19 protein-coding genes are annotated in these 21,545 nt (G+C 30.1%); all 19 read right to left on the bottom strand.

The genetic code is table 11. The annotated features are described in order from the left end of the window. Positions 1 to 138: 138 nt before the first annotated feature. The 19 genes from N4A55_RS06840 to N4A55_RS06750 all read right to left on the bottom strand — a co-directional run bounded on the left by N4A55_RS06840 (position 139) and on the right by N4A55_RS06750 (position 21,541). Positions 139 to 621, bottom strand: a complete 483-nt coding sequence (locus N4A55_RS06840; protein ID WP_293754819.1) for a DUF1934 domain-containing protein — start codon at positions 619 to 621, stop codon at positions 139 to 141. A 27-nt stretch (positions 622 to 648) separates the two neighbouring features. Continuing rightward, positions 649 to 1,704 carry a D-alanine--D-alanine ligase family protein gene (locus tag N4A55_RS06835; RefSeq protein WP_293754818.1) on the bottom strand — a complete coding sequence of 352 codons (1,056 nt, stop codon included), beginning with the start codon at positions 1,702 to 1,704 and terminating at the stop codon, positions 649 to 651. A 333-nt stretch (positions 1,705 to 2,037) separates the two neighbouring features. Beyond that, positions 2,038 to 2,769, bottom strand: coding sequence for a stage II sporulation protein R (gene spoIIR / locus N4A55_RS06830; protein ID WP_293754817.1), 732 nt, complete (start codon positions 2,767 to 2,769; stop codon positions 2,038 to 2,040). Between the two features lie 132 nt (positions 2,770 to 2,901). Further along, entirely contained in the window at positions 2,902 to 4,017 is a 1,116-nt protein-coding gene (locus N4A55_RS06825) for a Ger(x)C family spore germination protein (RefSeq protein ID WP_293754816.1), read from the bottom strand. Positions 4,018 to 4,041: 24 nt separating this feature from the next. Next, positions 4,042 to 5,148, bottom strand: coding sequence for a GerAB/ArcD/ProY family transporter (locus tag N4A55_RS06820; RefSeq protein ID WP_293754815.1), 1,107 nt, complete (start codon positions 5,146 to 5,148; stop codon positions 4,042 to 4,044). Further along, positions 5,129 to 6,706, bottom strand: coding sequence for a spore germination protein (locus tag N4A55_RS06815; protein WP_293754814.1), 1,578 nt, complete (start codon positions 6,704 to 6,706; stop codon positions 5,129 to 5,131). The genes N4A55_RS06820 and N4A55_RS06815 overlap by 20 nt, the downstream gene beginning before the upstream one ends. 21 nt (positions 6,707 to 6,727) lie before the next feature. Continuing rightward, positions 6,728 to 6,934, bottom strand: a complete 207-nt coding sequence (locus tag N4A55_RS06810) for a CLC_0170 family protein (protein ID WP_293754812.1) — start codon at positions 6,932 to 6,934, stop codon at positions 6,728 to 6,730. 135 nt (positions 6,935 to 7,069) lie between these two features. Further along, positions 7,070 to 7,747, bottom strand: coding sequence for a GntR family transcriptional regulator (locus N4A55_RS06805; protein ID WP_293754811.1), 678 nt, complete (start codon positions 7,745 to 7,747; stop codon positions 7,070 to 7,072). 31 nt (positions 7,748 to 7,778) lie between these two features. Then, positions 7,779 to 8,645, bottom strand: coding sequence for a 4-(cytidine 5'-diphospho)-2-C-methyl-D-erythritol kinase (ispE, locus tag N4A55_RS06800; RefSeq protein ID WP_293754810.1), 867 nt, complete (start codon positions 8,643 to 8,645; stop codon positions 7,779 to 7,781). Positions 8,646 to 8,761: 116 nt separating this feature from the next. After that, positions 8,762 to 10,339, bottom strand: coding sequence for a DUF3794 and LysM peptidoglycan-binding domain-containing protein (locus N4A55_RS06795; protein WP_293754809.1), 1,578 nt, complete (start codon positions 10,337 to 10,339; stop codon positions 8,762 to 8,764). A gap of 107 nt (positions 10,340 to 10,446) precedes the next feature. Next, the gene (locus tag N4A55_RS06790; protein WP_113672647.1) at positions 10,447 to 10,695 is read right to left on the bottom strand and encodes a Veg family protein; all 249 of its coding nucleotides are present in this window, start codon (positions 10,693 to 10,695) and stop codon (positions 10,447 to 10,449) included. 371 nt (positions 10,696 to 11,066) lie between these two features. Continuing rightward, positions 11,067 to 11,480, bottom strand: coding sequence for a protease complex subunit PrcB family protein (locus tag N4A55_RS06785; protein WP_293754808.1), 414 nt, complete (start codon positions 11,478 to 11,480; stop codon positions 11,067 to 11,069). A gap of 81 nt (positions 11,481 to 11,561) precedes the next feature. Next, positions 11,562 to 13,262, bottom strand: coding sequence for a phospho-sugar mutase (locus tag N4A55_RS06780; protein ID WP_293754807.1), 1,701 nt, complete (start codon positions 13,260 to 13,262; stop codon positions 11,562 to 11,564). A gap of 36 nt (positions 13,263 to 13,298) precedes the next feature. Then, positions 13,299 to 14,714: a PEGA domain-containing protein gene (locus tag N4A55_RS06775; RefSeq protein WP_293754806.1), complete on the bottom strand. Its 1,416-nt coding sequence runs from the start codon at positions 14,712 to 14,714 to the stop codon at positions 13,299 to 13,301. A 66-nt stretch (positions 14,715 to 14,780) separates the two neighbouring features. Next, the gene (locus N4A55_RS06770; protein WP_293754805.1) at positions 14,781 to 16,484 is read right to left on the bottom strand and encodes an O-antigen ligase family protein; all 1,704 of its coding nucleotides are present in this window, start codon (positions 16,482 to 16,484) and stop codon (positions 14,781 to 14,783) included. 111 nt (positions 16,485 to 16,595) lie between these two features. Further along, positions 16,596 to 17,594: a CotS family spore coat protein gene (locus N4A55_RS06765; RefSeq protein ID WP_293754804.1), complete on the bottom strand. Its 999-nt coding sequence runs from the start codon at positions 17,592 to 17,594 to the stop codon at positions 16,596 to 16,598. A gap of 215 nt (positions 17,595 to 17,809) precedes the next feature. Then, positions 17,810 to 19,165: a CCA tRNA nucleotidyltransferase gene (locus N4A55_RS06760; protein WP_293754803.1), complete on the bottom strand. Its 1,356-nt coding sequence runs from the start codon at positions 19,163 to 19,165 to the stop codon at positions 17,810 to 17,812. A 26-nt stretch (positions 19,166 to 19,191) separates the two neighbouring features. Then, entirely contained in the window at positions 19,192 to 20,241 is a 1,050-nt protein-coding gene (gene manA, locus N4A55_RS06755; protein WP_293754802.1) for a mannose-6-phosphate isomerase, class I, read from the bottom strand. A gap of 82 nt (positions 20,242 to 20,323) precedes the next feature. After that, a complete protein-coding gene (locus N4A55_RS06750) occupies positions 20,324 to 21,541 on the bottom strand; it encodes an ABC transporter permease (protein ID WP_293754801.1) in 1,218 nt (405 codons plus the stop codon). Between the last annotated feature and the right edge of the window lie 4 nt (positions 21,542 to 21,545).

Here is a 21,545-nt window from a genome sequence, read left to right as displayed (position 1 = left end):
TTTAAAGCATAACAGCAGTTATGTCTATTTCTTTTACCCATTTTTCTACTTTTATTTGTAATTCAGACAATATTTACTTGTCAAAGTGCTTTTGTCAGCTTTGCTGACATGATCTCTCAAGATTCCGAGAGATTATTATTAACTAAGTTCTTCGTTTTCTATTTCTACATTTTTATCATCCATCAATACTACCCTATCAGATTTAGCGTTTTTTACTGTTATAGTAAAAGTATTGACCCCCATTGACATATGATTGATGCTTAGATTATAGGATACATTAATCTCCATGAAATCTTCTTCTTGGTCTACATTTATTTTCTTTGTATGGGTATTTATTTCAAAAATACCATATGGAGTCTGATAGTGTGTTATATGTGTTTTGTCTTTTTCAAATACCATATGAGAATTGACTCCACCAAATCTCAATATGGAAATTTGGTCTTTCTCATGTTTTATGGTTGTTTTAGTTTCTTTATCGCCATCAATCGTTGAATCTATATAAGTTATATACACCTTATTATTTTTTTCAACATAGCTACCTGTTGTTACTAATTCTATTTTATCTGATTCAAACATATCTGTCTGAACTCCCTTTACTCTTACCAATACGTCTTTTGTCACTTTATTTCACCTCATTAAAAGTTGAGTTTACTTATTAAATGCAAACTTAATAAGTCTATCTACTAATTCTTCGTTAGACATTCCTTTATCTTCCCAAAGCATCGGATACATGCTTATACTTGTAAAACCTGGTAATGTATTTATTTCATTGAAAACAACCTCTCCTGATTCTGATTCTATAAAGAAATCTGCTCTTGCCAATCCTCTACCATCAACTGCTCTAAAAATCTGCTCTGCACAATCTCTGATTTTTTTAACTGTATCCTTTGGTACATCTGGATTAATTATTGTTTTAGAACCTATATTATTATATTTTGAATCATAGTCATAGAATTCGGCTGCTGAAATTATTTCACCAACATTAGATGTTCTTGGATGATAATTGCCAAGTACAGCACATTCAACTTCTCTACCTACTATGGTTTCTTCAATCAATAGTTTTGAATCATGCTTGATTGCAATCTCAAGACCATCAAATAATTCTCCTTTATTATGTGCCTTGGTAATACCTTTAGATGATCCGGCATTTGATGGTTTTACAAAGACTGGATATTCCAATTGTCTTTCTATCTTAGCCACTACTTCTTTAATATCATCCATTTCTTTTTTATATACTGGAATATATTTAGCCTGTCTAATTCCTAATCTATCAACTATGACTTTCGTAAAAAGCTTATCCATAGATACACTAGAAGCTAAAATACCACAACCTACATACGGGATACTAGCAAGCTCCAATAAACCTTGAACGCTTCCATCTTCTCCATACAGCCCGTGAAGTGCCGGGAACACTATATCAACATCTACTTTTACTATTCCATCTTCCTTGAAAATTATTAATGATTTATCAGTTGCATCCGGACTAATGATAGCATTATCCGAATTACCCACCCAACTATCTACTGTTAAATCATCTATCTTTCCATGATATATTCTCCAGTTACCTTCTTTCGTTATTCCTACAGGATATATATTATATTTATCTTTATTGATGTTTTTCATTATAGTTACTGCTGATATACATGATATCTCATGTTCCGATGATTGTCCACCAAATAAAACAACAATATTTTTTTTATTCATATTATATTCCTCCCCATTTTTTAATTATTCAGAATTAAAATTCAGCAAATTTTACCATTATAGATAAATGGTAGTTGTACAAACTCATGTATTATTAAATATATTAATTATCATCTCCAAATATGATAAATTACTTATCTGTTCTATTTTATATCTTATTGTATTTTTATTCAATAGCTAATTATATAAATATTTTACATATGTATAACGGTCAGGGAGTACATAATTTAAAATGTGCCTATACACAAAAAACCATATATAGTGATAATAACGAAAGTGATTATCACTATATATGGTTTTTCATATAACCGTTGTCTAAATTTCTATTTTTCTCTAATCCCTATTAACAAACACCTTACTATCATTATCCTTCCTATCTCTATCTTCACCCCTACTAAAGTTAAACCACTCCAAAAACTTGAATCTAATCTTTATAGGCATATCCTCTTCAGGTTCTGCCATCACAATAGAATCATACTCTTCATCTGTCAAAACCCTTTTAAGGGTCTCTTTTGTCTCTTCTGGAACTACTCCATGAGTTACATCAACAAAACATAGAGGCGGGAACATTACACACCACCAATTCTTACCTTTCGCTTCACCTATTTCTACCAACAAAGCTTCATATTCACCTGGGGGTAATATTATATCTCCATAAGTCTTCAATGGAAACTGTTCCATCTTCAACTTAACGTTTATATCATAATCATAATTATTTTCTTCTATAACTCTTCTAGCTATTTCCTTAATTTTATCTGTATTATTATAAATCAACTGTCTTGTTTCTTCAATATTATTAGATTCTCCCAAAATACCACTCATTTTGTCTAGAATCTCATCTCTTACCTTCAATTTCAACTTCTGATCCTCTTCACTGTCACTATTTGCAATAACATGAAAACGTATCAAACTATCTGATATTCCCTCAATCACAGCAGCATTTGTCCCATTTTTACCGTAATCATAAACTATAGCTGCCAACATAAGTACCACTATTAGTAGTGATATTATATAGGTTCTTAATATCCTTTTCTTTTCAAATACTTTCATTAGATTCACCTTCATCAATCTTCCCCCATCTTTTCATATTTACAACCTACTATTTCTATTATTACCAACATCATTATTATTTATACATAATCTATCTGTTAAACCGTAAATTAGAAAACATGACAAAAAGTAAATGAATAATGATTTTTATTTTGAAAGTCCCACTCTTCTTATATTTACCTTACATTCTACTTCAATAGCTGCTGCATTAAAGAAATTCTGCCAATCCGATTTAGTTGTTTTCCATATTTTTCTATTACTGGTTTTTAAGTTGTTATATGCATTAATGATATCTATACCATACTCTTCTTGAATAATATTCATTAATTCATATATATCTTCTTCCATGCTATTAGCTACTTCATTTTCAATTTCAGCAATATAACTAGTATTGAATAACTTGTCTTTATCTTCTAGTATATATTCTGATACATCTCCTTCACTACTAATTGAAATTTTAATTTTTAATAATCCATCTTTTAATTCAAAATTCATTTTAGAAGTTAAATCACTTATTTCATAAGGTACTAATACTCCTTCCATATCTACTAAAGCAACAGTTTCCTTGCCTTTACCAAGAATCCAACTGTATGTTGTCATATATTTATCTTCCATCCATCCTCTAAGCTGATAATCCTTAAGAATGGCTAATCCATCCACTATAACCTCATTATCCCTAAATATTACATTTGGCATTACACCATTTCCCTCTGTACTGTACATTTGGGAAATAAAATCTCCAAGTTCAATGGTCTTGGCGCTTATGGTTTCCAGACTATTATTTATAAAAACTTGTGAAAGATATATTCCTGTTGTCTCTTCTCCATTAGGAACCGATTCAAGTAATTTTTTCCCTGTTTCCTTGGTACCTAATAATAATAACGCTTTGGAATATTCTGGATTTCTATCAAAATGATCCAAAACTTTTCTTAGATTATTAGGATCCTCTAAAAAATCAGCTCCAAATATTATTACCTTAGTATGGTCAAAATTGATTCTAAGATTAGATTTTTTACCAAAAGCCCTATTAGCTTGTGTCAAAGTCTCTGCTTTGGTGATTTTAATGAACTTTGTAGCTTCACCACCACTCTGAGCAGTTATAACAGGCAAATTAGGAATGGTATATGTTACCTCTAATAAATCACCAATATCATCTAGTGCAAGACTTATTACATATGCTCTGTCATTCAATTCAACCTTATCCCAACAACCTACTAGAAGTATAGAACATATAACCAATATAGCCATAATTTTAATTTTCATGTTACCATCAACCTCTCATTAATTTCATATATTACCTGTAGGTTTACCTAATCCTCTCATCTTAGCAACTACCAATAAGATTAATGGAATAGGTAGAAGGAATAATAAGCTAACATAACGTGTCATAATCTCTATCCATTTATAAGTCTCCACTATATTATCTGGTATAAGTGATATGAGATAAATAATAGGTATTAGAGGTAATATCAAGAAATTCTGTTCTTTTAAGTTAGCAATTTTTTTAATTAATAATCCTGAAAAAAATAAATAAGCGTTTAAAAGTAAAAACACTGTCATTATCCAAAAACTTACCATTAGAGCATCTTGTCTTTGTATTAAAGCACCCGGCAGATGTATTGTCTGCATAATGGTCATAACAGGCCATATTTGTCTAGAAGTCTCTACAGGTCCAAAAGAACCAATTGTCAAAATGCATATCAAAGCATTTAGAATGCCAACAAATGCTACACTCCGTAATGTCACCTTTGGTAATTTATCAGGATTTATTACAAATGGACTTGATAGTAATAATAGCTCTATCCCCGAATAAGCAAAAGACATTATTAAGCTTCCATAGATAAATTTTTCCCCTGAAATTGAAAAAACAGGTGAAATATTGTATAATTTGATATCAGGAACTGCGAAGAAAAATATTACTACCAAAGGGATTAATATTATAAATATTAACAGCTCTGCCATTCTAGCCCTTGCTTCATAGCCTTTCCTTGTGAGATAGACTACAACCAAAAGCATAGCTATGACAATAATTTCTATTGGTGTATTTCTTAGTAATGCCTGTTTCACCAACTCTCCAAAAACCCTTATTTCTAACCCTGCCAAAATAATAAGTTTCAGACAGAATATGACTCCTATAATAATAGCTATTGTTTTATTGAATATCAGTTCTGTGTATTCTACAATATTCTTATCAGGAAACATCTTAACAAGAGAAGTTATAATGAAGACATATACTAGTGAAATGATAGCGCCGCCTAGAACAATAAAATGACCATCGCCATCTGCTATTTCAGAAGCGACTCTAGGCAAAATTAAACTTGTATTACTGAACATATTGAGAATAATCAGAATCTCAATTTGTCTCATTGATATTTTATTGTTTTGTGAAAACATTATTTTCTCCTTTTTCATCTATATCTAATCTTACTTTATTACTTCTTCTAGCAAATACCGGTCTTAATTTATTAAGAAATATGGGCATTCTTATTAGGGAATCCTGAAGGTCTTCATTATTGACTTCTCTTGCTACATAAGGTGAAAGATAAGGTATATTAATACTCTTAAGAGATACAAGGTGAGTCAACACTATTAAAATACCTAACCAAAAACCAAGAAAACCTAAGAAAGCAGATAATAGTATAATCAGATATTTTATTATTCTAAAAGCTGATGTAAGTGAATAGCTAGGAATGGCAAATGAAGATATAGCTGTCAATGCCACAATAATTACTATAATGGGGCTTACCAGATTAGCTTCTACTACTGCCTGACCGACTATTAAACCTCCAACTATTCCAATAGTATTACCTATAGGTGCTGGAAGTCTCACTCCTGCTTCTCTCAAAAGTTCAAAAGCCAGTTCCATTACCAGTACTTCAATCAATGCAGGAAACGGTACACCTTCTCTAGCTGCCGCAATGGAAAAAGTCAACGGCGTTGGTATCATTGAAGGATGAAAAGTAGTCAATGCTAGATAGAATCCTGGTATAGCAAAAGATAAAAATGCGGCACAATATCTTAGAAACCTCACTAAGCTCATTACATACCATCTTTGATAATAATCTTCTGATGATTGAAAAAAACAATTAAAGGTTGTAGGTAATAAAAGAACAAATGGTGTATTATCTACGACTATAGCTACTCTTCCCTCTAATATTGCAGATGCCACTTTATCTGGTCTCTGAGTTACTTGGGATTGGGGAAATGGAGAATACCAATTAGTTTCTATCAACTGTTCTAATGTACCACTTTCTAATACACTATCTATTTTAAAATAACTAAGTCTTTCTTCTATTTCTTGTAATACCTGTGGTCTTACAAGATCATCTAAATACATAAGAGCAACATCGGTTCTTGTTCTTGTTCCTAATTGTATTTGTTTAACTTTTAATTTGCTATCTCTGATACGCCTTCTAATAAGTACTGTATTAATTCGAAATGCTTCTGTAAAGCCTTCTTTTGACCCTCTTATTACATTTTCTGTATCTGGCTGTTGTACTCCCCTATTTGGAAATCCTTTTGTGGCTACTACTATAGCTTTTTCATAACCGTCAATAAAAATTACAGTATCTCCCGAAAGTACGGCTAATACTGCATCATCCATTATATTAATTTCTTTCAAATCTGCTGTTGCAAACCCACCATCTTTTATAAATGAGAATTTGTCTTCATCAGTTTCTAACAGAGTTTTTCCAACGCCCCTAACTTGAACTAATAGTTGTTCAAGTACAGATTCTTCTATGACCCTCCTGTCAGTCATAACATCAATGTATGCAATATATGCCCATACATCTTTATTTTTGCCTATAGGGAACTTTCTTTTTACTAAATCACCACAGTCAGTAAATAGTTCTTCAAAATTTCTTATATTCGTATCTATTGAATCTGAAAATGGAATTATGACTTTGTTACTTCTTTCATCATGTTTTGACTTTGCTTTTTTTAATCTCACTTTATTCACCTTACTCTTTTTTTAAATAAATCTTCCTATTACAAAAAATACTAATGCTGCTGATACATAAATAATTCCTAGAACAATACTAATAGTGTGCTCTTTTTTCATTTTTTTTCTGTATAGTACTTTCCTATCCCATATAAGTAGCACTAAACCTGCAATTAATAAAAGCACTATAAATTTCACAGAAAAAACATTACCTAATTTTTCCAAAATATTTGTCATTATATTCCCTTCCTTTTTTTACATTTTTTGTATTTATAGATATTTTTATTCAATATACGTAACGATTTTTTGATAAAAAAAAATAAGCTATTGATATTATCACCAATAGCTCATCTTTTTTTATATTGAGATTAATTATTTATTTTTTTTATCGAATATCTCTATCACTGCTATTTCTTGATTAACTATATGCTGCATGGCTATCTTTCTTGCTTCATCAACATCTCTGTTTTCAATTGATTTTACAATTAGGTCATGTTCTTTTACTAATATACCAAAATCAGCAACCTTTCTTATATATTCAACTCTATAACGATAGATTTGTTCTCTTAGGTTATTTATTATTTGAATCAATTTCTCGTTTTCAGTTGAATTAAATATTATATCGTGGAATTCAACATCTTTTTTAATTATCTGCTCTATGTCATGTTCGTCACATGCTGTTTGAAATTTGTGAGTAGTCCTTTTTAGGTCAACCAAAGACTCCTCTGACATCTTTTCACATGCTATCTTAACTGCTAATTCTTCAAGTGCTGCTCTTACTTCTAATACGTCTTTTATATCTTTATGAGTAATTTTAGCTACCTCTGCACCTTTTCTAGGTATCATTACTACTAATCCTTCAAGTTCTAATTTTCTAATAGCCTCTCTAATTGGTGTTCTACTGACTCCCATTCTCTCAGCAAGTTGTTTTTCCATCAGCCTCTCACCAGCTACAAGTTCTCCTTTTAGAATGGCCTCTCTTAACGTATTGAAAACAACATCTCTTAAGGGCAGATATTCATTAAGATTAACTTTCAATTTATCATCCATTACCTTAATACATCCTTTCTTTAGAAAATGTTTAGCTATTGAATATTGTTGTGGTATAAACGAATTTAGCTAGATTGTTTACCTTTAACTTATGGGCTAGATTATAAGCCTTATGTTTGTCCTCTAATATACCAAAAACAGATGGTCCACTTCCAGTCATCAATGAACCTATAGCTCCATTTTCCATCATATAATCTTTTATTTCATTTATTACAGGATATTTTTTTATTGTGACTGTCTCTAAGATATTTCCCATATTCATACAAATCTGATGTAAGTCACCCTTATCAATGCCTTCTATAATTCTATCTGTGTCAGGTCTAACATCTATATTATTCAAATCAAGATTACTATATACAAAACCCGTGGAAACACTAATGCCCGGTTTTGCAATAACAATGTATGCATCTGGGAACCCACCTAGAGATGTCAATTTTTCACCGATTCCTTCACTAAGAGCTGTTCCCCTAAGCAAGCAATAAGGAATGTCTGCACCAAACATAGTACCAATCTCCATCATTTCATTCATGGACATGCGAAGATTAAAAAGTTTGTTCATCCCTACTAAAGCAGCTGCCGCATCACTACTTCCACCAGCAAGACCTGCTGCTACTGGAATGACTTTATATAAATCAACAAAAACTCCAGTTTTTATTTTATATTTTTCCTTGAGATATTTTATAACTTTGTATACTAAATTCCTTTCATCAACTGGTAAAAAGGACAAGTTGGTTTGAATCTTTATTTCATCTTTTCTTATTTTTTTTATATTTATTTTATCGTATAAGTTGATAGTCTGCATAATCATCTTTACATCATGGTAACCATCTTCTCTTTTACCTATTACATCAAGTGATATATTAATCTTGGCTCTAGCCTTAATATTAATTTTATACATAATGACCCTTTCACTTTTTAATCTTTTCCCAACTAGCTTGTACCTTGTATACTTAATATTATATACAATGTATATTTATAAATCAAGAAAAAGAAAAAAAAGAACGCTAGGCGTTCTTAAATTTCAAGGCTATCGATGTTTTTGACTATTATTAATTTATCCCCTCTTTTTACATCAGCCGAATCTAAATTATTAACAGCTTTTATGTCATCTACCTTAGTTGAATATGTTTTTGCTATATCCCATAAGGACTCATTTTCTTTGACAATATACCCTACTACACTTGGAGTGTTTTGAAGTTTTTTCATATCTATTTCAGTCTCTGTTAACCCATTGATTATATTAAATTCTTGATTATCAAACACAATTGTATCTAGATTAACGGAGCATTTAACTTCAACTTCTTTTTCTCCTAACATACTACAATTAATATAGCTTATAGATGGCCTTATAGACATTCTACTGTCATTTTTAATACCTTCTGTATCTATCACCTGATTAAAGGGCAGATCAGCTTTATATACGTTAATAGGATTATTATCATCCGCTGCTACATACATTATTTTGACAAATACAACACCCTCAACTTCTACTTTATCTTCAAATACATCTATATTATCAATATTTACTTCCCCTGTTCCATAATATATCTGCATAATATCTGGAGAAGTAGAATCTATTTCAATAGTTTCTTTTATTTTACACTGGCTTTGATTCTTGCAAAGTAATGTTTCATATGTGATTACTTCTTTATCTAGCTCAATTTCTTTTGATAAAGAATATACATCTGTAAGAATATTATTTTTTTCTTCAGAGTATATATTTATATCCAGCTGGGTTACTATATCTACTGAGAATACTCTCTCTTCTCCATCTAGATCTGGTCTAATCTGAATCTTATCATCTACAATGTTTATATCAATATCAGAATACATATCCTCGTTAATACCATTACACTCAATTACACCATTAAAAGGCATCTCATGTTCAACGAATTCAAGATTATTTTCCCCTGATTCTCCTAGATATAAAGTATCAAGAACCACAATTCCTTTGATATTGATTTTATCATCCAACAGTCTAAATTCCTTGTTCTTAATAGTCCTATCATACCACAATATCTCCATGATATTTGGTTTGCTACTTGGAATAGCTAATTCATCTTTTATTTTATATGTCTCTTTTTTGGATGTATGCATTTTACAGATTGTAATGTCATCCCATCTGCTTTGGATATCCTGAGCACCGCAAATATCTGTAGGAACATACATCTCTTTTTTTTCGTCAACCATAACTTTAACTTGTACAATTGACTTTACATTAATCTTTCTAGTGTTAATTGGTGTTATCTTCATCTCTTCTATGATATATTCTGTCTTAATACTATCGCTTTTGGATACATCATCAATATTAATAGTCTCCTCTAAAGGAATAAGACTTATCATATTATGTACAGGCTTTGAATCATTAAGAGGTACATACAGCACCTTACAACCAAATTCACCTTTAACTAAAACTTTAGAATCATAAACATCAGTACCTGTAATGTTTACCACCGAATTGCTCTGCAATATCTTATCAATGTCAGGCTTTATATCTGGCACATTAATATCTTCATCTATTGTCATCTGAAGAACTCGGCTACCTTTCGGTTTAATTAACGCAATGTTTCTTTGCTCCAGTTCTAAACTCAAAAAAATCCCTCCTAAAACCTTTGTCTATATTATTATATTAAGGTTAGGAAGGATTTTATGACTATTTTTTAATTGTTAGATACAATACCTAAAAATTACATGCAAATTTATTCCTGACATAACGATAATTCAACGTTATTAGTCAATATATCTGTATAACTATATGAAACAGTTCTATAAGTATTTTGTAGTTCGTTTTGGACTTTGACTACAAAAATGCTTGGATATGTGCTCTGTAATACACCCTGTTTAATGACAATTCTTTTTCGTCCCTTATTAGCTTTAACTAAAACTTTACTACCGACATAACCGTCTACACGTTTTCTTACCTCGGTAATATCTTCTTTTGCAATCATTTTTAACCACCTCATCTTTAACAACTACTACTAGTATATCATAATACTAATAGCAGGTCAATAAATTTTTAAATTATATCAAATTACACCATAAATGTCAATAGAATTAAGAGACTTTTTTACTATTTTATGGTTTTTTTATTTAGGACACTACAACTTTATTACTACTTTTCCATTCTCTAGCTATTAGTTTATCCAATTTTTTCATTTTTATACGACCCCTAGAATTTTTATTCACTGTATTATATTATTAATCACATTTAATGGTTCTTTAGTATTTAAAAATATTTACTGAAAACGAAAATCGTTATTACTATTTATTAGTAGCTTTACAATATTTTAGGGGAAAAGTTATCTTTTCCCCTTGATTTCTACTTATAGTAAACTGGTAATGACAAGTCTTCTGTTTTTACTACTACATATGGATACGATAGACTCATGGTAACTGTATCATCTTTTGATGGACCTAACAGCTCAGTTAAGATTACAACATAATCCTTGGATTCATATACTTCTTTTACTTGTATACTATATCCACCTGTTGGCTGTTCTCCGTATCCAACAACTATGTATAAATACTTTCCATCACTGAAACTAAACTTGAATGGCTCCATCTTAGACTCTTCTATCTTTTGTTTTATAACATCTGGTACATCTTTATCTTCGACAACTGTGAATTCAAGATCTCTTATTTTATCTTCATCATTCTCATCTTCAACCTTATTACCACATGCTGTAAATGTAAACACTATAAGTAAACACAAAATAAAAATAATTTTTTTCATGCTTTCACCATAAAATTTCTATTTGTATTATTTTATTGTTTTTGTGTTGAAATTATACCTTGAATTGAAATTATACCCTAATTATTGAATAATATCGTTAATAATTTTCATAACTCCTTTAGAAAATTCTTCTAAATGTTTGTCTGCCTCATCATTGCTAGAATCTTTTATCCCAAAATAGAATTTGATTTTTGGTTCTGTTCCTGATGGTCTTACGCAGAACCATGATCCATTTTCTAAAGTATAGTATAGCACATTAGATTTTGGTAGTTCTGTATCTTCCAAGTAATCTACTGCTTCTATTACCTTGATACCATTAATGTCCTTAGGAGGCACATTTCTTAATGTACTTAATATATGTTTTATTTTGTTAACCCCTTCAATACCTTTCAATGTAATAGATTCAAGTGTTTCTTTGTAGTAACCATATTTTTCATATACATTTATTAGTGCATCATAAAGAGTTAGTCCTTTTAATTTGTAATATGCTCCCAGCTCGCAAACCATCATTGTTGCAACAACAGCGTCTTTATCTCTAGCATGTGTACCGATTAAGCAACCATAGCTTTCTTCAAAACCAAATAGATACTCATAGGAACCTTCTTCCTTGAATACTTTAATTTTTTCACCAATATATTTGAATCCTGTTAATACCTTGAATAGTTTTACATTATAGCTATCTGCAATTACACTTGCCATATCAGTTGATACAATTGTTTCAATGACAGCACCATTCTCAGGTAGCTTATTGTTTGCTTTTTTCTGAGATAGTATATAGTCCAGTAATAAAACACCTATCATATTTCCAGTTAGAGCTACATAATCATCATCTTTTTTAACCAGTACACCTAATCTATCTGCATCCGGGTCTGTCGCTAATATAACATCTGCATTTTTTTCTTTTCCAAGCTTAATTGCAAGTTTGAAGGCTTTTATGTCTTCTGGATTAGGATAGCTCACTGTTGAGAAATTACTGTCAGGTAATTCCTGCTCTCCTACAACATTTACATTTTTAAAACCTATCTCGTCTAATATTCTTCTTACAGGTATATTTCCAGTTCCATGAAGAGGCGTATATACTATAGAAAAATCTTCTGAAGCCTTCTTGATTGCTTCAGGGTTAATAATTTGTTTCTTAAGTTCTTCTATATACCTATCATCAATCTCTTCTCCAATAACATTATATAATCCTTCTTTTGAAGCAGTCTCTTTATCTATTGATTTTACATCTTTGTAATCTGTAACTTTCTTTACTTCATCTATTATTTCAACATCTTTTGGAGTAGTAATCTGAGCTCCATCTTCCCAGTATACTTTGTAACCATTGTACTCTGAAGGATTATGACTTGCAGTTACGACAATCCCTGCTATAGCTCCTAGCTCTCTAACTGCAAAAGATAATTCTGGTGTAGGTCTAAGACTTTCAAAAACATAAGCCTTTATACCATTAGCATTCAATACAAGAGCTGCTTCATCAGCAAATTCAGGAGACATATACCTAGAATCATAAGCAATAACTACTCCTTTATCAATTGCTTCCTGTCCACTTATTTTAATATAATTAGCTAAACCTTGAGTTGCTTTTCTAACAGTATAGATGTTCATTCTATTATTACCCGCACCAATAACACCTCTAAGTCCGCCTGTACCAAATTCCAGTTCTTTATAGAATCTCTCTTGAATCTCCATATCATTATCTTTGATTTCTCTTAGTTCTTTTTTTGTTTCTTCATCAAAATAGTCGTTATCTAGCCACATATTATACTCTTTTAAATAATCCACAAATCTACCTCCAAATTTTCTATATATTATATGAACCTAATTATTGTATACATCATTAGAAAATGGTGTATTTTGATCTTCTTCATTAGATCTATTATTATCAGTATTATTTATATCAGCATTATCAGTATTGTTGTCAGGTGTTGTCATTCCATTATTTGGGTTATTGCTCAAATCCTTATTAATCTTACTTAACTTAGGTAAAGTATAATAAGCATCTTCACCATTATCTTCAATAACTAACTGATGCATAGTAGAATAATATCCATCTTTTCTAAGGGTTATTGTATGTTCACCTGGATTAATTGGCGTAGTAATTGGTATTTCACCAATATAATTACCATCTATATATATATCTACTCCTATAGGACTATCTACATGAATATAAGTTGGTTTTTTCTCCAAGTTTATTTCAAAAGTTGTAAATGATTTATTCACAACAAGTTCTTTTTCCCAATCAACATAATTATCTTTTACAACTTTAACGGTATAATTACCATAGTCTAGTGGAATTGGCTCTGAAAAATCACTATAGATTTTACCGTTAATGGAAAATGAAACTCCTTCTTGTGCTATACTGAATTGAACCATACCTTTCTTTGGAGTAGCATCTTTTACGTTAACAACGACTTTTTGGTCTTTATCAACCATAATTTCTGTTTCATAAGTTAATTGGTCATTAGTAACAATAATATCATGTACCCCAACAGGTACAGGTACTAGGGTCACATCTTTTATATCAACTGTTTTATTAGTTCCAATCTGTAATGTTCCGCCTACGAAATTACTATGGTTCTTTAGTTGAATATATCCATGTCCATTTTCCATGATTATAGTCCAAACAGTATCTTTGTATCCTAATAGGGTAATCTCATCTTCTTCAGTTAAATCGTTGATATCAAATGGGTTTCCATTGAAAATTGTCACCAATTCTCCTGTATAGTTATAATTATCATTACCTATTGTAATAGTATTTTTCTCTTTGTCCACAACTACACCTTTGATTTTATTTTTTTTCCACGTTTTTGCTGTCTTGTGAACATATTTTGGTCTCATTTTATCTTTATCATATTTTGTTTCTATCATATCCCCTTTATTGAACTGTATAAGTGTCATTAATGATCCGTATTCATCTTGAATATCAACAGCACTATCTATGTTCAATGTGGCAGATTTGTTACTATCAATATTAAATATTGTCAATGTATCATTAACTGCATCAACTTTTTGTATAACTCCTAATGCTCTTTCATAATCAATATCCTTGCTTATGTCATTATTATCTACAGGTATTTTATTTTCTTGGTCCACTTTATTATTGGTATTCTTCTTTTTACCACCACTAAATACCATAGTTAATACAACTATAAGTATAATTGCAAGTCCTAGTACACCAATAATAATCATTTTACTAATAATATCCATTTTCTTATTCTTCTTATCATTATTCATAATTACACCTCGTATTCAAATTATATTATTAACATGAACCAAAGGATTTAATCAACCTCTGTAATGTTAATCTTGTATAATTTTGTCATAAAGTTTTTCTGCTTCTACATTATTATCCATTAGCTTTTTTGACATATATAGTCTTGGTATATGTTTAACATTATAATCAGTAAGCCTTTCTTTTGCAAGTTTATTAAGATGATAAGGAATTGCAAATATTAATCTAAGTCTGTCAAAAGCCTCTTTTTCTCTATCATTCTCTACACTGTCTCTTGCCATATCTAATAATATATTACTATATTTTTCTAGATCTTTAATACTCAGAGGATTAAGCTCAACTATCTTTCTTGCAGATGTATAAGCTTTTTCTAATTTCTCATTTTTATAATCAATATCTCTTTTAATGATATAAGCATTTATTGCAAAAGGATTCTGACTTATTATTTCATCAGCTAGTCCATAAGCCTTTATTGGATCTATATCTTTGTATTTATTAGCTAGACTAATCTTAGCTTCTGTATTATATGGATATAATACTAAGGAACTTTCGTATTCTCCTATATAAGCCAAATAAGAGTTTAATCCCATATAGATATAATTGATTAGTAAGATACCAATAATCATTAATGTACCTAACGTTTTCATTCCTGTAATATTTGTTTCTTTTATTTTTGACTCATCAAAAAAAGCTATGGTTATTATCAAAAATGCAATTACTAAAAACTGCCAATCAAAATCAATAACACCATGTCCAAATATGATAAATATACTTAGTTTATCATAAAATGATAATTTCCTACTTAATGTATTATAGACAAAGTATATACCTAACAAAGCAAAACCAACGATGCCAATATCCATAACAATCTGCAAAACATTACTATGTATATATTTTACATAATAAGTTGCTCCTGTCTGATATTTTCTTTGTATATAAAAATAACCTAAATGTCCACTCCCAAAGGGATAATCTTTCATTATTAATATACTGTCCTTGTAATATAACAGTCTTGTCAGCCATTCGCTAGTTTGAGTAGATGTCTCTTCTATTCTATCATACATATGGGAAAAATCACCGAATGTCATGATTATATACCATATTGCTGTTCCTAATAATACAGCAGGTATCAAATATTTTATTTTTTTCCTATCATGGATAATAATAATCAGTAATGTACCTATTGCTATTATATACATGCTTCTGCTAAAAGTTAATAAGAGTGTAGCCCACATTATTATTATACCTATTACATGATAGGCTTTTAGTTTTTTTCTATTAACTACTAATATAATACAAACCAAGATAAAAAGAGCAAAAGTATTAGGGTATTGAAAAAAAGAACCTAATCTTCCTTTCTGTATCAATTCTTTTCCTAAACAAGGTATGAAATAAGCTGATAGACTTATAACTGACATTATTATTCCACAAAAATAAAGGGCATCTGTAAAAGCCTTCTTGTTCATATTTGTCTGCATAATGACCAAATAAAACAAGTATACGACCAATACTTTTAAGAGCCCCATATAAGCCATGCCTTTATCAACAGCATAGAAAATAGAAATTAAATATAATAATACACCTATTAAAATTAGGCAATGATTAAGACTTCGTTCCAAGCGCAAAGTTCTATTAATAATAATGTAATACATAAGAATCATTAATAGAATGGCTCCAGCAAGATATACCCCATGATAAAAATATACTCCTTGTAGAAAAGGACATATCATTACAAATCCCATCAATATTATGTTAATATTTTTCTTACCCATTTTTTCTTTCCCTAACTAAAGTATTTACATTCATATTATCTTTTCGTTTATATTTTATAGTTTATTAGGGTAATTAACAAGGGTTTTTGAAAATTTTAAATTGATATTTATTTAGTAGGTGTTATTTTTCTTTAATTCTCTAACAAATTTTTCTTTTTTATCTTTTTGATTTATTAACTTATTTAATTTAATCAAACTTTGTTTTGGCTTCCATGCCCTATTAAGGTTAAAGTAATAATTACTGATTTTCCAATATTTTTCTGGATACATTATAAGATATAGAAGTATGTTTAATTCTCCTTTACTTAATGAGTTGATACTTATGTATTTGTCAATAGCTTTAATTCCTAATTTTATGTTCCAATCATTTTTTTCTAATACCTTTCTAAGTAAACGATATAAATCTATCACTGGAATATCAATATTACAATATTCGAAGTTCATAGTATATAATTTCTTATTACTTACTAGTATATTATGGTGTATGTATTGTCCATGTATAATGACATTTTTACTGTAATATTTTTTCACTAGATCATTATATTCTGATAATTCTATTAGCGAAAGCGCTTCCACTGCCTTCTGGTAATAGTAATTAAAACTACTCAAAAAACAGATATCAAACTCTGACCATTTACCCATCTTTCTGATCTTATTTCTAATCCTAACTAACTCAACATTATGTCTTTCCAATTTATTTGGTAATGTACCTAATTTTACATAATTCTTATATCTATTCCCTCTTGAAAAATCAGTACCAGATTTATGTAATACAGCTAGATTCTTAACAGAATCAATTATTTCTTCTTCATCATTGAAGAAAATTTCTCTTCCATTAACCCAATTTTTCATTATATACATAGTACCGTCATCTTCATAATAAGGATTATTCTCTTTTGTCAGTGCTAACCTATCAATATTACTAAATCCTCTGTTATGTAAATATTCTTCTATTTCATACATGAATTTTATTTTTTCTCGATGCATTCGGATTTCCTTAAATAATTTTAAACCCTTATTAGTATCTAATATATAAGCCCCTCGTCCTTTATAACCGTTTTTTACTTTAACATCAAATTGTTCAAAAATGTTATTGTATTCCTCAAGCATCTAATCACCCCAACTTAGCCCTAACTATAATATTTTTTATCAGTATCCTAGACATCTATACCTAATGCCCTACTTTAAAATATATGAAGAAGTTAAGTAGATTATGAGGACAGGAAATTAATATTTTGTGATAACAGCCAACCGAAAACAAAAAACCCCAATATATTGTATTGTTTTTTTTCAAACATCAATATATTGGGGTTTTAAAATTATAATTAATTACAATTATTTTTATCTTTTATCTCATCCACTATTCTTAACAACTCTTGCTTATCATTTCTAGATGGTTCTTCTATGACTATATCCAATAGTTTATTAAGTATAATTCCTATCTGACGTCCTTCTTTTATATCATATTCCATCAAATCTCTTCCATTAACCTTAAGTTCTCTTATGCTTATACACTGCTCTCTCTCTTTAATTTCTGCGTATTTCTTTTCAGCATTATCTAGCTTAAACATTCTATCATCCAATTTGTCTAGATTTTGAGCCTTGATATCTGCTCTTTGAACAAGTACGAAGTCATCAAATAGCTCATGCCCTAACTTTCTTAATAATCTTCTTATACTTTTTTGGCTGTTTTCTAACCTAATATTATGGAATTGTATTAGCTTAACAACTTTATTAATAGTCTTATTATCAAATTTTAATCTCTTAAGAATATCTTTTGCCATCTCTGCACTGATAACTTCATGTCCATAGAAATGGTCTATACCCAATTCGTCAGTTGTCTTTACTCTTGGTTTTCCAATATCATGCAACAACATGGTCCATCTAAGGGCTTTGTCTGCTTTTATAGCATTAACCGATCTAAGTATATGCTCGTGGATATCATAGCTGTGATAAGGATGATTCTGAGAATTACCAATACATGGTATGAACTCAGGTATTATATACTCCATTAAATTACAATTATATATCTCCATTATCATATTAGGGTTATTAGATATGAGTGTCTTGTTAAGTTCCACTTGTATCCGCTCCATGCTGACATTTTTAATAAGTGATGAACATTCAGTTATTGCATCTCTTGTCTCACTATCTATCTTATAACCCAATTGAGCTGAGAATCTAATGGCTCTTAACATTCTAAGTGCATCTTCATTAAATCTTTCTATTGGATTACCAACACAACGGATAATACCCTTTTCTAAGTCTTCTATACCACCAAAAGCATCAACCAGTCCAGTTATATGATTATAAGCCATAGCATTTATGGTAAAATCTCTTCTTTTAAGGTCTTCTACTAGATTGTTAGTGAATTCAACGGAGTTAGGTCTCCTATTATCTTCATATTCCCCATCAATTCGATATGTTGTAACTTCAATAGGATGTTTATCCATAAGTATGGTAACAGTACCATGTTGCAACCCTGTATCAATGGTTTTTGTAAATAATCTTTTAACTTGATTTGGCAATGCGGAGGTTGTAATGTCCCAATCATTAGGTTTTTTATCTATGATACTATCTCTTACGCATCCACCAACCAAATATGCATCATAACCATTGTCAGTCAGTTTATCTATTATCTTCTTGGCATAATTTGGCATATCTATCTTAATTCTATTCATAAAAATCATTCCTCTAAGCTGGTTTATCAGTCAATCCTTACACGACTCTTTACTTCATCTCTACTATATCCAGCATTCTCTAATCTACTAATTACATCTTTTTCTATATCAGGAATATATGTTTTAACTAATGATGCTTCTCCTTCTAATTCATAATCATCAAGTGAAGCTGGTATCATAAAAGAGTCTCCTAATCTAAAATCATATTCAATATTATTACATACTACTTTACCCCTACCTGATATACACATGTATATATAAAAATTATTATTTGTTTTTTCTATTAGCTTTCCTTTTAAACTAATCTTCTCTAATGAAAAATATTTGTTAGCCACATAATAGATTATTTCGTTTTCACCATCTTTTATACCTAGCCCTTTTACTACATCTTTACTATGCTTACCTTGAAAATCAATGACATCTAATGATTTTTCAACATGAAGTTCTCTCATGTTACCGTCAAGACCAACACGATTCCAATCATAAACTCTATATGTAGTATCTGAATTTTGTTGTATTTCAGCTAATAAAATACCATCTTCTATTGCATGAACAAAGCCAGCTGGTATATTGATAACATCTCCAGCTTCTACTTCTACTTCATTAAGAACTTCTTCAAAATTTCCCTCTTTAATAGCTTTGGTAAAATCTTCTTTTGTTACATTATCTTTTAGCCCTGCTATCAATTTTGCACCTGGTTGTGCATCTAAGATATACCATGCTTCACTTTTACCTAACTCTCCATTTTCGTATCTCATAGCATATTTATCTTCTGGATGCACTTGAACTGATAATTTATCTTTGGCATCAATAAATTTTATTAATAATGGAAATTTGTCATTACTACTTATTTTGTAACCAATTAATTCTTCTGAGTAATTCTCTAAAACATCTTTTAAAGTCTTACCTTTCAATTCTCCATTTCTAACTACTGAATTTCCGTTATCATGGCAAGCAACTTCCCAGCTTTCTCCTGTATGTTTATACGGAATGGATTTATTTAATTTATCTTTTAATAATGTTCCTCCCCAAACTCTTTCTTTAAAATCTGGTTCAAAAAATATTGGATATAACATATTCTTCTCCTCTCATAACCTATACTGTTTTTATCTGTCGCTTAGATTATATCAAAGCTTATATTTTTTGTATAGTTATCCATTACGCATTCAACATCACTTTCTCATCATTAAACGTAAGAGTTATCAACCTAACCAATATCAAACTAACAACAAATGATGATATAGCTGTCACCAAAAACTGATTCATTGTCAATTCAAATGATAAAGCCGCTTTTAATGCCGAAACACTTCCATATACAGGAATAGCATAGTGGTAAAGTTCTGTTGCTCCTCCACCAAACATAGTTGAAAACGCCGCAATCATAACAATCATGAATACAGGTGTTACATATGTTCCTGCTTCTTTAACTGTTCTAGCTCTAACAGATAATAGACAGATAAGTCCTACATATATACCAACAAGAGTAATCATTATAATCAATAACTGTATTAACTGGAAAGCCGATAATTGTAAAGCTCCAAGATTCATATCTGCTCCACCAGTCAACATTTTTGATGAAAACGGCATTGAAGCTATTATGGCAGTAAATGAAATTATGGCACTTACAATAGCCACTATGCCTAGACCAATTACCTTTCCAAGAGCAATTGTCTCTCTCTTAACAGGTGTCAATAATAATGTAGCCATTGTTCCTCTCTCTTTTTCCCCTGCAATAGTATCCATTCCAATACCCATTGCTCCAGAGAATAAAATAATAGCTATGAGCATAGGCAATATCATAGAAATTCCTTGACCCGATGCTTTTTTCTCATCAACAACAATTGATTCATCATGATTTCTATCAATATCAAATGCAATAACATTGTTTATATTGCCAAATCTATTTGTCAAAATCTGAGTTTCATATTTATTTAAAGTATTATCAACAAATCTTTTCCTTGACTCCTGTGAATATTCTTCAGATGGATTATAAAATGTTTTGACCTCTGGTGGTAATTCTAGGTTTTTATAATTATTAACCTTATCTAAAAATCCATCCTCGAATTGAACCATCATGTCTACTTCTCCATTTTTGATTTGCTCTTTGATAGATGTAGTATCCTCGGTCATATCTATATAAGTAATATTCATATTTAACTCTTCTTCATTTACAACTTTCTGAAACTGTTCTGGAGCATTTTGAATATATACTGTAGATGTATGTTCTTCTATATCATCTATCATATTAGTAAGCATACTTCCCATGATAGTATAAACAATAAAGATACTAAGAGCTGGTAAAATGAATGCTGAAAAAACTAATCTACGATCAGTAAAAACTCTTTTTAACTCTTTTTTCAAGATATCTCTTAACATAATA

Origin of the sequence: Vallitalea sp. (assembly GCF_025211055.1) — a bacterium.
GTDB lineage: Bacteria > Bacillota > Clostridia > Lachnospirales > Vallitaleaceae > Vallitalea.
This window is presented reverse-complemented; position numbering and strand designations above follow the sequence as displayed.

What these genes read in the sequence shown, in the direction of transcription:
- N4A55_RS06785 (WP_293754808.1), bottom strand. Translation starts at nt 11,480, where the DNA reads ATGAAAAAAATTATTTTTATTTTGTGTTTACTTATAGTGTTTACATTT.
- N4A55_RS06810 (WP_293754812.1), bottom strand. Translation starts at nt 6,934, where the DNA reads ATGACAAATATTTTGGAAAAATTAGGTAATGTTTTTTCTGTGAAATTT.
- N4A55_RS06820 (WP_293754815.1), bottom strand. Translation starts at nt 5,148, where the DNA reads ATGTTTTCACAAAACAATAAAATATCAATGAGACAAATTGAGATTCTG.
- N4A55_RS06750 (WP_293754801.1), bottom strand. Translation starts at nt 21,541, where the DNA reads ATGTTAAGAGATATCTTGAAAAAAGAGTTAAAAAGAGTTTTTACTGAT.
- N4A55_RS06825 (WP_293754816.1), bottom strand. Translation starts at nt 4,017, where the DNA reads ATGAAAATTAAAATTATGGCTATATTGGTTATATGTTCTATACTTCTA.
- N4A55_RS06835 (WP_293754818.1), bottom strand. Translation starts at nt 1,704, where the DNA reads ATGAATAAAAAAAATATTGTTGTTTTATTTGGTGGACAATCATCGGAA.
- spoIIR (WP_293754817.1), bottom strand. Translation starts at nt 2,769, where the DNA reads ATGAAGGTGAATCTAATGAAAGTATTTGAAAAGAAAAGGATATTAAGA.
- N4A55_RS06775 (WP_293754806.1), bottom strand. Translation starts at nt 14,714, where the DNA reads ATGAATAATGATAAGAAGAATAAGAAAATGGATATTATTAGTAAAATG.
- N4A55_RS06805 (WP_293754811.1), bottom strand. Translation starts at nt 7,747, where the DNA reads ATGGATGATAAATTGAAAGTTAATCTTAATGAATATCTGCCCTTAAGA.
- manA (WP_293754802.1), bottom strand. Translation starts at nt 20,241, where the DNA reads ATGTTATATCCAATATTTTTTGAACCAGATTTTAAAGAAAGAGTTTGG.
- N4A55_RS06760 (WP_293754803.1), bottom strand. Translation starts at nt 19,165, where the DNA reads ATGAATAGAATTAAGATAGATATGCCAAATTATGCCAAGAAGATAATA.
- N4A55_RS06790 (WP_113672647.1), bottom strand. Translation starts at nt 10,695, where the DNA reads ATGATTGCAAAAGAAGATATTACCGAGGTAAGAAAACGTGTAGACGGT.
- N4A55_RS06765 (WP_293754804.1), bottom strand. Translation starts at nt 17,594, where the DNA reads ATGCTTGAGGAATACAATAACATTTTTGAACAATTTGATGTTAAAGTA.
- N4A55_RS06770 (WP_293754805.1), bottom strand. Translation starts at nt 16,484, where the DNA reads ATGGGTAAGAAAAATATTAACATAATATTGATGGGATTTGTAATGATA.
- ispE (WP_293754810.1), bottom strand. Translation starts at nt 8,645, where the DNA reads ATGTATAAAATTAATATTAAGGCTAGAGCCAAGATTAATATATCACTT.